The organism is Chitinimonas koreensis (genome assembly GCF_014353015.1).
GTDB lineage: Bacteria > Pseudomonadota > Gammaproteobacteria > Burkholderiales > Chitinimonadaceae > Chitinimonas > Chitinimonas koreensis.
Window position 1 is genome coordinate 2,728,229 of the sequence record NZ_CP060704.1, and the last position, 14,365, is coordinate 2,742,593.

Genomic DNA, 14,365 nt, shown 5'->3' on the forward strand with positions numbered 1-14,365 from the left:
CCACCGAATCGAACCCCGATGCCCACGACCGCTTCCAGAAAATTCCGCATGCTCGCCCAGTGGAACTCCGTCGTCCGCCAGATCGCCCGGCATCGCCGCTTCATCCTCGGCTGGTTCGCCGCCGCGGTGCTGTGCGCGGCGCTGGCGCTGGTGCTGCAATGGCGCCTGGCCCGCAGCGAGCACCAGCTGTCGCTGCAGAACGAAGCCCGGCGGCTCACCGTGGTGATGGAATCGGAGAGCACCAACGGCACGGTGATGGGCGGCGCCACGCTGATGGGCCTGGTCGAGAACAGCGTCAAGCAGCTGCTGTTCGGCACGCTGTCGTCGGACGATCCGGAAATCCTCGGCGACTTCCAGGGCCTGCTCGACCAGTACCTGGCCGACAACGTGTTCGTGCTGTCGGCCGACGGCACCACCCTCGCCTACCTCAACAACGAGGGCCAGTCGCCGGGGATCGGCCGCAACCTGAGCCACCGCCCCTACTGGCGCCGCGCGATCAACGGCCAGGCCAACGTCTACCCGGCGATCGGCAGCAATTCGAACGAGCGCGGCATCTACTACGCCGCGCCGATCCGCACCGACGTCAACAACTACTCGCTGCCGATCGGCGTCTACGTCATCAAGATCAACGCCGGCAAGATCGACGACCTGCTGTCGCAGTACGCCGACCCGGCCATGCTGGTGTCGCCCGACGGCGTGGTGTTCGCCGCCAACCGGCCGGACTGGATCCTCAAGCTGTCGGCCCCGATCAGCGCCGAGCAGCGCAGCCGGATGGCCGCCGGCGGCCAGTTCGGCAAGCTGTTCGACAAGGCGCTGCCCGGCCGCCTGCCGGTCCGGCTCGACGGTGCCTTCACCGAGTTCGGCGGCAAGCGCTACGCGGTCGCCGCCGACATGCTCAACTGGCTCGACAGCGAAGGCTCGTGGCGGGTGGTGATCCTGCAGGACACCGAGAGCTGGCTGCCGCTGTGGAAGCGCGCGCTGCTGGCGGCCGGGGTGATGGCCACCGTGCTGGCGCTGGGCCTGATCGTCGCGCTGCGGCGCCGCACCGAGGAAGTCGCCCGCCAGTTCGACGAACGCATGCGCAGCCTCCTGGCCGCCGCGCCCGAGGGCATCGTCAGCATCGACGGCAAGGCCGCCATCAACTACTGGAACCCGGCCGCCGAGCGCATCTTCGGCTGGAGCGCCGCCCAGGCGCTGGGCCGGCAAATCCATGAGCTGCTCACGCCCGAACTGCTGCGCGCCGAGGCCGACGCCGGCCTCGCGCATTTCTTCCGCACCGGCGAGGGCCGCCTGCTGCGCGAGGTGGCCGAGGTCGAGGCCTGCCACGCCGATGGCCGCCAGGTGCCGATCGAACTGGCGCTGACCGGCTACCAGCAGGCCGGCGAATGGCATGCGACCGCCTTCGTGCGCGACATCACCGAGCGCAAGCGCCACGAGGCCGAGGTCCACCAGATGCGCGACCTGGCCGAAGCCTCGCGCCGGCGGCTGCTGGAGATGACCGACATGCTGCCGCTGGTGGTGTTCCAGCTGCGCGTGCCGCGCGACGGCCGGCCGGCGTTCGGCTTCGTCAACAAGCAGGTGGCGACGCTCAACGGCGTCACCGTGCGCGAGGCGCTCGACGACTGGCGCGCGCCGTTCGCCTGCGTGCTGGAGGAGGACCGGCCCGGCTTCGAGCGCGCGCTGGCGGCCGCGCTGGCCGGCGATGCCGGCTGGTCGTTCGAATTCCGCGTGGTCTCGCCCGACGGCACCAGCCGCTGGCTCAATCTCGAAGCCTCGTCGCTGCGCGACATGAACGGCGACCAGCTGATCAACGGCTTCTGGCAGGACGTGACCGAGGTCCGCCGCGCGCTGGCCGCGCTCAACGAGCGCGAGGCCTCGTTCCGCGCGCTCACCGAGAATTCGCCCGACGTGATCATGCGGTTCGACGCCGACTGCCGCTACCTGTACATCAACCGCGCGTTGAGCAGCATCAGCGACAGCAAGGTCGACGAGCTGCTGGGCAAGACCCACCGCGAGAACGGCTGGTCCGACGCGCTGTCGGACGAGCGCGAGAACGCCATCCGCGCGGTGTTCGAGACAGGCCGGACCGGCCGCGTGGTGGTCAACATGCCGGACGGCCGCAGCTGGCGCGAATGGCTGCTGTCGCCCGAACTGGGCCCGGACGGCCGCACCCGCACCGTGCTGGTCGCCTCGCGCGACATCACCGAGCAGCGCCGCCAGCAGGAAGCGCTGGCGCTGGCCGAGGCGCAGGTGCGCCAGATCACCGACAACCTGCCGCTGGCGGTCTACCAGCATCGCGTCGACAGCGAGGGCCGCTCGACCGTGCCTTTCGTCAGCCCGGCCATCGAGGCGATCTCGGGCCTGACGCCGGAGCAGGTGAAGGCCGATCCGGGCCGCCTGTTCGGCCTGTTCGGCGGCGACACCATGACCCGCCTGCGCGCAGCGGTGACCACCTCGCTCGACGAGGGCAGCCCGCTGCAGCTCGAACTGCAGCTGACCCATGCCCTCAGCGGCGAGGCGCGCTGGGTCGAGCTGCGCTCGATCCCGAACCGGCAGGACGACGGCTCGACCGTGTGCAACGGCTATATGGTCGACATCACGGTGCAGCGCACCCAGCGCGAGGCGCTCGAGCACGCCGAGGCGCAGATCCGCGGCCTGACCGACCAGTTGCCGGTCGCCGTCTACCAGTACCTGCGCGATCCGGAAGGCAACTGGCGCTTCCTGTTCATGAGCCCGGCCATCGAGGCGATCTCGGGCCTGACCCCGGCCAGCATCATCGAGCGGCCCGAAACGCTGTTCGACCGCATCGACGCCCACTACCTGCCCGCGCTGGGCAAGGCGATCTCGAGTGCGGCGCGCGAGCTGCAGCCCTACCAGGTCGAACTGCAGCTCTACCACGCCGCCGACGGCGAGATGCGCTGGGCCGAATCGACCGGCGTGCCGCTGCGGCTGGCCGACGGCTCCACGCTGTGCAACGGCTACCTGGCCGACATCACCGCGCGCAAGCAGCTCGACGTCGCGCTCGAGGTCACCCGCGCCGAAGCCGAGCAGACGCGCCAACAGATCGTCGACCTCAGCAACACCCTGCCGCTGTCGGTATTCCAGTACCAGCCCGACGAGGGCGGCGGCGGCCGCTACCTGTTCGTCAGCGAGAAGGCGCGCGACGTGCTCGGCGTCGCCGCCGACGAGATCTATGCCGATACCGCGGCGCGCTGGCGCCACGTGCCCGAGGCGCAGCGCGAGCGCTACTGCAACCTGATCCGCGAGCTCGATTCGCAACGGCGCGAGGTCGAGTTCGAGCACGACGTGGTCCTGGCCGGCAGCGTGCGCTGCGTCTATTCCTACTCGCTGCCGTCGCAGCTGCCGGACGGCCGCTGGGTCTGGAACGGCTTCTGGATGGACGTGACCGAAATCAAGCGGCAGGAGAACGCGCTGCGCGAGGCGCGCGACAACGCCGAGGAAGCCACGCGCGCCAAGTCGATGTTCCTGGCCAACATGAGCCACGAGATCCGCACCCCGATGAACGCCATCATCGGCATGTCCCACCTGGCGCTGCGCACCGACCTGCAACCGAAGCAGCGCGACTACGTGCAGAAGATCCACAACGCCGGCAACGCGCTCTTGGGAATCATCAACGACATCCTCGACTTCTCGAAGATCGAGGCCGACAAGCTCGACATGGAGACGGTCGACTTCGACCTCGACGACGTGCTGGCCAACGTCGCCACCGTCACCGCCAGCAAGGCGCAGGACAAGAACCTCGAATACCTGTTCGACGTCCCGGCCGGCCTGCCGCGTGCGCTGCGCGGCGATCCGCTGCGGCTGGGGCAGGTGCTGATCAACCTGGTCAACAATGCGGTCAAGTTCACCGAGCGCGGCGAGGTGCACCTGTCGGCCCGGCTGCTGACCGAGGAAGCCGGCCACGTGCAGCTGCAGTTCTGCGTGCGCGACACCGGCATCGGCATGACGCCGGAGCAGGCCGGCCGGCTGTTCCAGGCCTTCACCCAGGCCGATGGTTCGACCACCCGCAAGTTCGGCGGCACCGGCCTCGGCCTCAGCATCTCCAAGCGGCTGGTCGAGATGATGGATGGCCGCATCTGGGTCGAGAGCGAGGCCGGCGTCGGCAGCCGCTTCCTGTTCACCTGCCGGCTCGCCACCGGCCAGGCCACGGACCGCCACGCGCGCGTGCTGCCCGACGCGCTCAACGGCCTGAGGGTGCTGATCGTCGACGACAACCCGGTCGCGCGCGACATCCTGGTCGACGCCTTCGAGGGCCTGCCGATGCGGGTCGCCGCGGTCGACGGCGGCGAGGCGGCGTTCGAGCGGCTGCTGGCGGCGAACGAGCCGTTCCAGCTGCTGCTGGCCGACGGCCAAATGCCGGGCATGAGCGGCATCGAGCTGGCCAGCCGCGCCCAGGCCGAGCTACCGGCGCCGCCTCGGGTGGTGATGGTGTCGGCCTTCGGCCACGAGGCGGTGCGCAGCGCGGCCGAGGCGGCCGGCGTCGACGCCTTCCTGCAGAAGCCGATCAGCCGCTCGACGCTGATCGACACCCTGGTCGAGCTGTTCGCGCCCGACCAGGCCGAGGCCGGCCCGATCCACCGCGCCGGCCGGATCCCGCGCTTCGAGGCGGCCCGCGTGCTGCTGACCGAAGACAACGAGATCAACCAGCAGATCGCGCTCGAGCTGCTCGAGTCGGCCGGTCTCGAAGTCGACATCGCCAACAACGGCCGCGAGGCGGTCGAGCGACTGGCCCGGCACGCGCCCGACCACTACGACCTGGTGTTCATGGATCTGCAGATGCCGGTGATGGACGGCCATGAAGCGACGCTGACCATCCGCGCCGACCTGCGCTACGCCGCCCTGCCGATCATCGCCATGACTGCCCACGCCATGCTGGAGGAGCGCGCGCGCTGCCTCGAGGAAGGCATGAACGACCACATCAGCAAGCCGATCGACCCGGCCGCGCTCTATGCGCTGCTGGCGCAATGGCTGGCCGCCAAGCTCGGCGACGCCGCGCCCGCCGCGGCGGAAGCGCCGGCCGAAGCGGTGCTGCCCGAGCGGATCGACGGCTTCGACCTGGGCGCCGCGCGCCACCGCGTCAACGGCAACGAGAAGCTGCTGCTCAAGCTGTTGCGCAGTTTCCGCCGCGACCAGGCGGCGGTGCCCGAGGCGATCCGCGCCGCCATGGCGGACGGCGACCATGCCACGGCCGAACGGCTGGCCCATACGCTCAAGGGCGTGTCGGGCAATCTCGGCGCGCCTTCGGTGCAGGGCCTGGCCGGCGAGATCGAGGCCGCGCTCAAGGCCGGCACGCCCGCCGCCGGGCTGGCCGAACCGCTGGCCGCGCTGCAGAGCGCGCTCGATCTGCTGATGGCCGGCCTCGACGCCAGCCTGCCGGCCGAGACCGAGGCGGCCAAGGTGGTCGCCGCCCGTCCGCTCGAAGCCTGGCTCGACGAGCTGCGCCAGCTGGCCGAGCTGATGGAGGACTGCGACCGCGAGGCGATGGTGCGTTTCGACCGGGTCGCCGACGAATTCGGCGCCACCTTCGGCCACGGCGCGGTGCAGACCATCCGCCGCGGCTTCGACGAATTCGACTTCGACGCCGCACGCGAGGCCCTGCTGAGCGCCGCCGCCGACAAGTCGCTGAGCTTGTGATGGCATGACAACCCGCCCGTCCACCCCATCCCGCCCGGCCGCACCGCTGCGCGCCGCGGGAATGTCCAGGAGCAGATGATGCAAATCAGGCAATTCGCCCTCGATCGACCCGGCGTGCTGACCGAGGCGCTGGAGGCCCTCGCCGCGCTCGATCCGCAACTGCTGCTCGTATTCGGTTCGATCGAGAAGATCGGCGAGCCCGAGCTGGCCGCCCGCCTCGCCGCCGCCCTGCCCGGCTGCCGCATCGCCGGCTGCTCGACCGCCGGCGAGATCTCGGCCGACGGCGTGCTCGACCAGACCCTGGTGCTGACCGCGGTGCGTTTCGAGCAGACCCGCGTCGCGCTGGCCGCCACCGAGGTGGCCGACATCCCCGATTCGCACGAAGCCGGCAGCCGCCTGGCCGGCCAGTTGCAGGCCGACGACCTGCAGGCGGTGCTGCTGTTCGGCCCCGGCATCGACATCAACGGCAGCGCGCTGATCGCCGGCCTCGCCGCTGCCTTGCCGGCCGGCGTGGGCATCAGCGGCGGCCTGGCCGGCGACGGCGGCGCCTTCGCCGGCACGCTGACGCTGGCCGACGGCCGCATCGGTGCCCGCCTGGTGGTCGCCGTCGGCCTCTACGGCACGCAATTGCGCGTCAGCCACGGTTCCTGCCACGGCTGGGAACCGTTCGGCCCGGCCCGGCGGGTCACCCGCAGCGTCGGCAACCTGCTGTACGAGCTCGACGGCGAGCCGGCGCTGGAAATCTACAAGCGCTACCTCGGCGACTACGCGCGCGACCTGCCGGCCTCCGGCCTGCTGTTCCCGTTCGAGATGCTCGGCGCCGACCAGGACCAGGTCGGCCTGATCCGCACCATCCTCGGCGTCGACGAGACCGACGGCATGCTGGTGCTGGCCGGCGAGGTGATCGAGGACGGCTTCGTGCGGCTGATGCACGCCAGCACCGATTCGCTGGTCGACGGCGCCGAGGAAGCCGCTTCGCGCGCGCTGGCCGGCTCGGCCGACGGCGGCGACGCGCTGGCCATCCTGGTCAGCTGCGTCGGCCGCAAGCTGGTGATGGGCGCCCGCGTCGACGAGGAGATCGAGGCGGTGGCCGACCTGTTCGGCCGCCGCACCACGCTGGCCGGCTTCTATTCCTACGGCGAGATGGCGCCGGACATCCAGGGCGTGGACTGCAAGCTGCACAACCAGACCATGACGGTCACCTACCTGTCCGAACCCGCCTGAGCCGACCGCGATCATGGCACTGCACAACAAGACCCTGCTGCGACAGCTTCGGCGCAGCCTGCAGGTCGATTCCGACGAAGCGCTGGCAGCGCTGCAGCAGGCGCTGGCCGAGCCCGACCGGCCCGAGCACCGCGCCCGGCTGCAGGCGCTCGGCAGCAGCCTGCCCGGCTTCCTCGGCATGGTGCAGGATGGCTACGAGCAGTTCGACCGCGACTTGACGCTGCGCTCGCGCAGCCTCGAGCTGTCGACCCAGGAGCTCACCGCCGCCAACGACGAGCTGCGCGCGGCGCGGCGCACGGCCGAGGACGCATCGAAGATGAAGTCGATGTTCCTGGCCAATATGAGCCACGAGATCCGCACCCCGATGAACGCCATCATCGGCATGTCCCACCTGGCGCTGCGCACCGACCTGCAACCCAAGCAGCGCGACTACGTGCAGAAGATCCACAACGCCGGCAACGCCCTCTTGGGGATCATCAACGACATCCTCGACTTCTCGAAGATCGAGGCCGGCAAACTCGACATGGAAGCGGTCGACTTCAACCTCGACGAGGTGCTGGCCAATGTCGCCACCGTCACCGCCGGCAAGGCGCAGGACAAGGATCTCGAATACCTGTTCGACGTGCCGGCCCACCTGCCGCGCGCGTTGCGCGGCGATCCGCTGCGGCTGGGCCAGATCCTGATCAACCTGGTCAACAACGCGGTCAAGTTCACCGAACAGGGCGAGGTGCACCTGTCGGCCCGGCTGCTGGCCGAAGAGGCCGGCCACGTGCAGCTGCAGTTCTGCGTGCGCGACACCGGCATCGGCATGACGCCGGAACAGTCGGCCCGGCTGTTCCAGGCCTTCACCCAGGCCGACGGCTCGACCACCCGCAAGTTCGGCGGCACCGGCCTCGGCCTCAGCATCTCCAAGCGGCTGGTCGAGATGATGGACGGCCAGATCTGGGTCGAGAGCGAGGCCGGCGTCGGCAGCCGCTTCCTGTTCACCTGCCGGCTCGCCACCGGCCAGGCCGCCGCCCGCCATGCGCGCGTGCTGCCCGACGCGCTCAACGGCCTCAAGGTGCTGGTGGTCGACGACAACCCGGTGGCGCGCGAAGTGCTGCTCGGCGCGCTGGCCGAGCTGCCGGTCGAGGCCGAGGCCGTCGCCGGTCCGCAGGAGGCGCTGGCGGCACTGCACGGTGTACGGGACCGGCCGTTCCGCTTGCTGCTGACCGACTGGCAGATGCCCGGCATGAACGGCATCCAGCTGGCCGGCCGCGCCCAGGCCGAGCTGGCCGAGCCGCCGCGGGTGGTGCTGGTCACCGCCTTCGGCCGCGAGGAAGTGCGCAATGCCGCCGAAGCGGCCGGCATCGACGATTTCCTGCTCAAGCCGATCAACCAGTCGATGCTGGTCGACACCCTGGTCGAGCTGTTCGCGCCCGAGCAGGCCGCCGCGGTGCCGGTCCGCCGCGACGGCCGCATCCCGCGCTTCGCGGCGGCGCGCGTGCTGCTGACCGAGGACAACGAGATCAACCAGCAGATCGCGATCGAGCTGCTCGAATCGGCCGGCCTCGAGGTCGACGTCGCCAACAACGGCCGCGAGGCGCTCGAACGGCTGGCCGGGCATGCGCCGGACCACTACGACCTGGTGTTCATGGACCTGCAGATGCCGGTGATGGACGGCCACGAGGCGACCCGGAACATCCGCGCCGATGCGCGCTACGCCGACCTGCCGGTGGTCGCCATGACCGCCCACGCCATGCTGGAGGAGCGCGCGCGCTGCCTCGAGGAAGGCATGAACGACCATATCAGCAAGCCGATCGACCCGGCCGCGCTGTACGCGCTGCTGGCGCAGTGGCTGGCCGCCAGGCTGAGCCCGGACCAGCCGGCCGCGGCCGATGCCCGCGCGCAGCTGCTGCCGGACGCGATCGAGGGCTTCGACCTCGCTGCCGCGCGCGGCCGCGTCAACGGCAACGAGAAACTGCTGCTCAAGCTGCTGCAGAGCTTCCGCCGCGACCAGGCGGCGGCGCCGGCGGTGATCGCCGCGGCGACGGCCGCCAGCGACTACCTGACGGCCGAGCGGCTGGCCCACACGCTCAAGGGCGTCGCCGGCAATCTCGGCGCCAGCGCGGTGGCGGCGCAGGCCGACGCGCTCGAGAGCCTGCTCAGGACGCAGCCGCCGGCGGCCGCGCTGGCCGGCCCGCTGGCCGCGCTGCAGGCGGCGCTCGATACGCTGGCGGCCCGGCTCGACGCCGGCCTGCCGGCCGAGACCGGCGCCGCGTCCGCCATCGCCGCCCGTTCGCCCGAGGCCTGGCAGGACGACCTGCAGCGGCTGGCCGGGCTGATCGAGAGCTGCGATCGCGAGGCGATGGTGCTGTTCGACCAGCTCGCGCCCGAGTTCGGCGCCAGCTTCGGCCAGGGCGCGGTGCAGGCGATCCGCCGCGGCTTCGACGAATTCGACTTCGACAGTTCGCTCGAAGCTCTGCGCTATGCCGCGCACGAAGTGGACTTCTGACCATGCGCGCCCACCGCCCCAACCCGACCCAGGCCACGCCCGAGCGAGGCGCGGCCGCCCCGCCCCATCCACCGCAGCACATTCACGACAGAACCGGAGAGGAAAGCATGATGAGCAGATTCACCCCGACTTCCCTGAAAGCCGCCCTGCTGCTGGCCGCGGCGCTCGCCGCCACGCCGGGCTGGGCGCTCGACAAGCCGAGCGGCAAGGTAGTGCTGACCCTGAGCGGCAAGGTCGAGCAGACGAATTCCGCCAAGGGCGCCACCTTCGACATGGCGATGCTGGAGAAGCTGCCGCAGCACACCTTCACCACCCAGACGCCGTGGTATCCCAAGCCGGTCAAGTTCACCGGCCCGCTGCTGCGCGACGTGCTGGCCGCGGCCGGCGCCAAGGGCCAGAAGCTGCTGGCGGTGGCGCTGAACGACTACAAGACCGAGATCCCGGTCGACGACTCCACCCGCTACGACGTGGTGGTGGCCCGCCTGCTCGACGACAAGCCGATGCCGGTCCGCGAGAAGGGTCCGCTGTTCATCGTCTACCCTTTCGATACCAAGCCCGAACTGCGTACCGAGATCTACTACAACCGCGCGGCCTGGCAGCTGAAGGCCCTGCAGGTGCAGTGATCCGCGCCGCCGCCCGATCCCGACCGTCCAACCCGACCGCCTCGACCGACCCATGACGACTGCCACCGCCCTTGCGGCGGACCTCGTATCCGACGACAAAGCCAAGCGCGCCCGGCGCCTGGTGATGACCGTCGCCTTCGCGCTGATCGCCGTGTTCGGCGGCATCGTGCTGCTGCAATCGGTGCAGTTCGACAACCTGCGCGACAGCCTGCACGCGCAGGACGACAACGCGCTGTGGGCCTATGTGCAGATCGACGTCGAATACCAGCGGCTGGCGCACGCGATCGACCGCAGCCTGATCGGGCCGGACGGCATCGACGAGGACGAGCTGCAGCTGCGCTACGACCTGTTCGTCAGCCGCATCAACCCGCTGCAGGAGGGCGGCTTCCGGCCGATGGCCGAGCAGGACCCGGTCTACCGGCCGACCATGGACCAGCTGGCGGCCTTCGTCGCCGAGGCCGACCACTACCTGGGCAGCCAGCCGGACCGCAAGCTCGACGCCAAGTCGCTGGCGGCCTTGAACGAGCGGGTCGACGCGCTGCGCGACCCGATCCGCAACCTGTCGCTGGCCGGCCTGCACGGCGCCGGCCGGCAGACCAACAACCGCAATGCGCAGATCCGCCGCCAGATCATGCTCGGCGTGGCGTTGACGGTGTCGCAGTGCCTGCTGACCGCGCTGCTGGTGTTCGCCCTGCTGCGCCAGGCGCGCCAGCGCGAGCGCGCCCAGGCCGAGGCGCTCGAGTCGCAGCAGCAGATGCTGGCGGCGCAGCGCCACCTGATGGAGGCGCTGCTGAGCAACGAGGACGAACTGGAGGCGCGGGTCACGGCGCGCACCGAGGAGCTGGCCCAGGTCAACCGGATCCTGCGCGAGCACGAGGCCGAGCTGGTGGTGGCGAGGCAGGCCGCCGAGGAAGCGTCGAAGATGAAGTCGATGTTCCTGGCCAACATGAGCCACGAGATCCGTACCCCGATGAACGCCATCATCGGCATGTCCCACCTGGCGCTGCGCACCGACCTGCAACCGAAGCAGCGCGACTACGTGCAGAAGATCCACAACGCCGGCAACGCCCTCTTGGGGATCATCAACGACATCCTCGACTTCTCGAAGATCGAGGCCGGCAAGCTCGACATGGAGATCGTCGAGTTCGATCTCGACGAGGTGCTGTCCAACGTCGCCACCGTCACCGCCGGCAAGGCGCACGACAAGGAGCTCGAATACCTGTTCGACGTGCCGGCCGACCTGCCGCGCGCGCTGCGCGGCGATCCGCTGCGGCTGGGGCAGGTGCTGGTCAACCTGGTCAACAACGCGATCAAGTTCACCGAAAGCGGCGAGGTGCACCTGTCGGCGCGGATGATCGACGAGGAACAGGGCCGCGCCCAGCTGCAGTTCTGCGTGCGCGACACCGGCATCGGCATGACGCCGGAGCAGGCCGGCCGGCTGTTCCAGGCCTTCACCCAGGCCGACGGCTCGACCACCCGCAAGTTCGGCGGCACCGGCCTCGGCCTCAGCATCTCCAAGCGGCTGGTCGAGATGATGGACGGCCAGATCTGGGTCGAGAGCGAGGCCGGCGTCGGCAGCCGCTTCCAGTTCACCTGCTGGCTCGAGATCGGCGAGGCGGCCGAGCAGCGCGGCCGGGTGCTGCCCGAGGCGCTCAACGGCCTCAAGGTGCTGGTGGTCGACGACAACCCGGTGGCGCGCGATGTGATGGTGGCAGCGCTGGGCAATCTGCCGCTCGAAATCGACGCGGTGGCCGACGGCCCGGCGGCGCTGGGCCGCCTGTCCCAGGCGGGCGAGGCGCCCTACCGGCTGCTGCTGGCCGACTGGCAGATGCCGGGCATGAACGGCATCGAGCTGGCCCAGCGCGCGATGTTCGACCTGCCCGAGCCGCCGCGCGTGGTGCTGGTCACCGCCTTCGGCCGCGAGGAAGTGCGCAGCGCGGCCGAGGCGGCCGGCATCGACGGTTTCCTGGTCAAGCCGATCAACCAGTCGAGCCTGGTCGACACCTTGGTCGGCTTGTTCTCGCCCGACTATGCTGCGCAGAGCCACGCCGCCGCCGGCCAGATCCCCTGCTTCGAGAACGCGCGCGTGCTGCTGGTCGAGGACAACGACATCAACCAGCAGATCGCGGTCGAGCTGCTGGCTGCCGCCGACATCGAAGTCGACCTGGCCGGCAACGGCCGCGAGGGCGTCGAAACGCTGCAGCGGCACGGCCCGGACCACTACGACCTGGTGTTCATGGACCTGCAGATGCCGGTGATGGACGGCCACGAGGCGACGCTGGCGATCCGCGCCGATGCGCGTTTCGACGCGCTGCCGATCATCGCCATGACCGCCCACGCCATGATCGAGGAACGCGAGCGCTGCCTGGCCGAGGGCATGAACGACCACGTCACCAAGCCGATCGACCCGGCCGCGCTGTACCGGCTGCTGGCCCAGCGGCTGGCCGCCAAGCAGGTGGCGACTCCGAGCGGGCCGGCGGCGGAAGCCGGCCAGGCCGAGGCGAGCGTGCTGCCCGACAGCCTGCCCGGCATCGACCTGCCGACGGCGCTGGCGCGCGTCAACGGCAATGCGCGGCTGCTGCTCAAGCTGCTGCGCAGCTACCGGCGCGAGCAGGCGGCGGCGCCGGCGGCGGTGGCCGAAGCGGTGGCCGCCGGCGACTACGCCACGGCCGAGCGCCTCGCCCATACGCTCAAGGGCGTGTCCGGCAATATCGGAGCGCGCGAGGTGCAGGCGCCGGCCGCCGAGCTCGAACAGGCGCTGCGCGCCCACGCCGGGCCGGTCGAGCTGGCGCCGCTGCTGGACGTCACCCGCGCCGCGCTCGATGCGCTGTGCGCCATGCTCGACGCCGAGCTGCCGGCCGAGGTGGAGACCGCCGCCGCGGTCGCCGCGCGGCCGCTGGAAGACTGGCTGGACGACCTGCAGCGGCTGGCCGGCCTGATGGAAGATTGCGACCGCGAGGCGATGGTGCTGTTCGAGCGGATCGCCGCCGAATTCAGCGCCACCTTCGGCGGCCAGGCCGCCCAGACCATCCGGCGCGGCTTCGACGATTTCGACTTCGACGCCGCGCGCGAGGCCCTGCTGGCCGCGGCCGCCGAAAAATCGCTCGCACTCTAGGTTACTGTTAGCCTAGGGGGCGGGCACCCGCAGCGGGTTTCGCCGGAAATGGGCCTACGATCGCGGACCCATTTCCGACCAGGCGCGCTGCAGCCCACGCCAAGACTCTGAACTCGAGAGGAGATTCACCCCATGAGCAACGCCCTGGACTTCACCGACAAGCCGACCATCCTGGTGGTGGACGACACGCCGGACAACCTCATGCTGCTGTCCGACCTGCTCAAGGACAGCTACAAGGTCAAGCTCGCCAACGGCGGCGCCAAGGCGCTCAGGCTCGCCGCCACCCAGCCGCCGCCCGACCTGATCCTGCTCGATGTGATGATGCCGGAGATGGACGGCTACGAAGTGATCCGCCGGCTCAAGTCCGACCCGGACACCGCCGACATCCCGGTGATCTTCCTGACCGCCAAGACCGAGGTCGAGGACGAGCGGCTCGGCCTCTCGCTCGGCGCCGCCGACTACATCACCAAGCCGATCTCGCCGCCGATCGTGCTGGTGCGGGTCGAGACCCAGCTCACCGTGCGCAACGCGCGCCGCTTCCTGCAGGACCAGAACGCCTACCTCGACCAGCAGGTGAAGGAGCGCACCAAGGAAGTCGAGCTGATGCGCGACGCCACCATCCACGCGATGGCGAGCCTGGCCGAGACGCGCGACAACGAGACCGGCAACCATATCCGCCGCACCCAGAACTATGTCTCGGCGCTGGCCTACGCGCTGCAGGACCATCCGCGCTTCGCCGAAGAGCTGACCGACGAGAACATCGACCTCCTCTACAAGTCGGCGCCGCTGCACGACATCGGCAAGGTCGGCGTGCCCGACCGCATCCTGCTCAAGCCCGGCAAGCTCGACCCGGACGAGTGGGAGACCATGAAGCTGCACACCGTCTTCGGCCGCGACGCCATCCTGTCGGTCGAGCAATACCTCGGCCGCAGCAACGGCTTCCTGGTCTATGCGCGCGAGATCGCCTACTCGCACCAGGAGAAATGGGACGGCTCGGGCTATCCCGAAGGCCTGGTCGGCGACGCGATCCCGCTGTCGGCGCGGCTGATGGCGGTGGCCGACGTCTACGACGCGCTGATCTCCAAGCGCGTCTACAAGCCGGCCTTCACCCACGACGAGGCGCTCGACATCATGCGCGCCGGCCGCGGCACCCATTTCGACCCGGACGTGCTCGACGCCTTCCTGGCCATCGAGGAGAAGTTCCGCGGCATCGCCGCGCGCTTCCAGGACGTCGAGCTGGTCTAGGACGCCTGG

6 protein-coding genes are annotated in these 14,365 nt (G+C 70.2%); all 6 read left to right on the top strand.

All coding sequences use genetic code 11. The features are described from left to right. Positions 1–48 precede the first annotated feature (48 nt). The 6 genes from H9L41_RS11460 (at position 49) to H9L41_RS11485 (ending at position 14,356) form a co-directional block, all read left to right on the top strand. Complete coding sequence (locus H9L41_RS11460) at positions 49–5,655, top strand: PAS domain S-box protein (RefSeq protein WP_187523845.1); 5,607 nt, start codon at positions 49–51, stop codon at positions 5,653–5,655. A gap of 78 nt (positions 5,656–5,733) precedes the next feature. Then, positions 5,734–6,879, top strand: coding sequence for an FIST signal transduction protein (locus H9L41_RS11465; RefSeq protein ID WP_187523846.1), 1,146 nt, complete (start codon positions 5,734–5,736; stop codon positions 6,877–6,879). A 13-nt stretch (positions 6,880–6,892) separates the two neighbouring features. Next, complete coding sequence (locus H9L41_RS11470) at positions 6,893–9,373, top strand: response regulator (RefSeq protein ID WP_187523847.1); 2,481 nt, start codon at positions 6,893–6,895, stop codon at positions 9,371–9,373. Between the two features lie 110 nt (positions 9,374–9,483). Then, complete coding sequence (locus H9L41_RS11475; RefSeq protein ID WP_157462058.1) at positions 9,484–9,996, top strand: putative pterin-binding protein; 513 nt, start codon at positions 9,484–9,486, stop codon at positions 9,994–9,996. A gap of 52 nt (positions 9,997–10,048) precedes the next feature. Beyond that, on the top strand, positions 10,049–13,111 hold the full coding sequence (locus tag H9L41_RS11480; RefSeq protein ID WP_051319231.1) for a hybrid sensor histidine kinase/response regulator: 3,063 nt from the start codon (positions 10,049–10,051) through the stop codon (positions 13,109–13,111). A gap of 132 nt (positions 13,112–13,243) precedes the next feature. Continuing rightward, positions 13,244–14,356, top strand: coding sequence for a response regulator (locus H9L41_RS11485; protein ID WP_028447152.1), 1,113 nt, complete (start codon positions 13,244–13,246; stop codon positions 14,354–14,356). The last annotated feature ends 9 nt before the right edge of the window (positions 14,357–14,365 follow it).

Excerpts from the sequence above, each read along its gene's own strand:
- H9L41_RS11485 (WP_028447152.1), top strand. The coding sequence starts at position 13,244 with ATGAGCAACGCCCTGGACTTCACCGACAAGCCGACCATCCTGGTGGTG.
- H9L41_RS11460 (WP_187523845.1), top strand. The coding sequence starts at position 49 with ATGCTCGCCCAGTGGAACTCCGTCGTCCGCCAGATCGCCCGGCATCGC.
- H9L41_RS11480 (WP_051319231.1), top strand. The coding sequence starts at position 10,049 with ATGACGACTGCCACCGCCCTTGCGGCGGACCTCGTATCCGACGACAAA.
- H9L41_RS11465 (WP_187523846.1), top strand. The coding sequence starts at position 5,734 with ATGCAAATCAGGCAATTCGCCCTCGATCGACCCGGCGTGCTGACCGAG.
- H9L41_RS11475 (WP_157462058.1), top strand. The coding sequence starts at position 9,484 with ATGAGCAGATTCACCCCGACTTCCCTGAAAGCCGCCCTGCTGCTGGCC.
- H9L41_RS11470 (WP_187523847.1), top strand. The coding sequence starts at position 6,893 with ATGGCACTGCACAACAAGACCCTGCTGCGACAGCTTCGGCGCAGCCTG.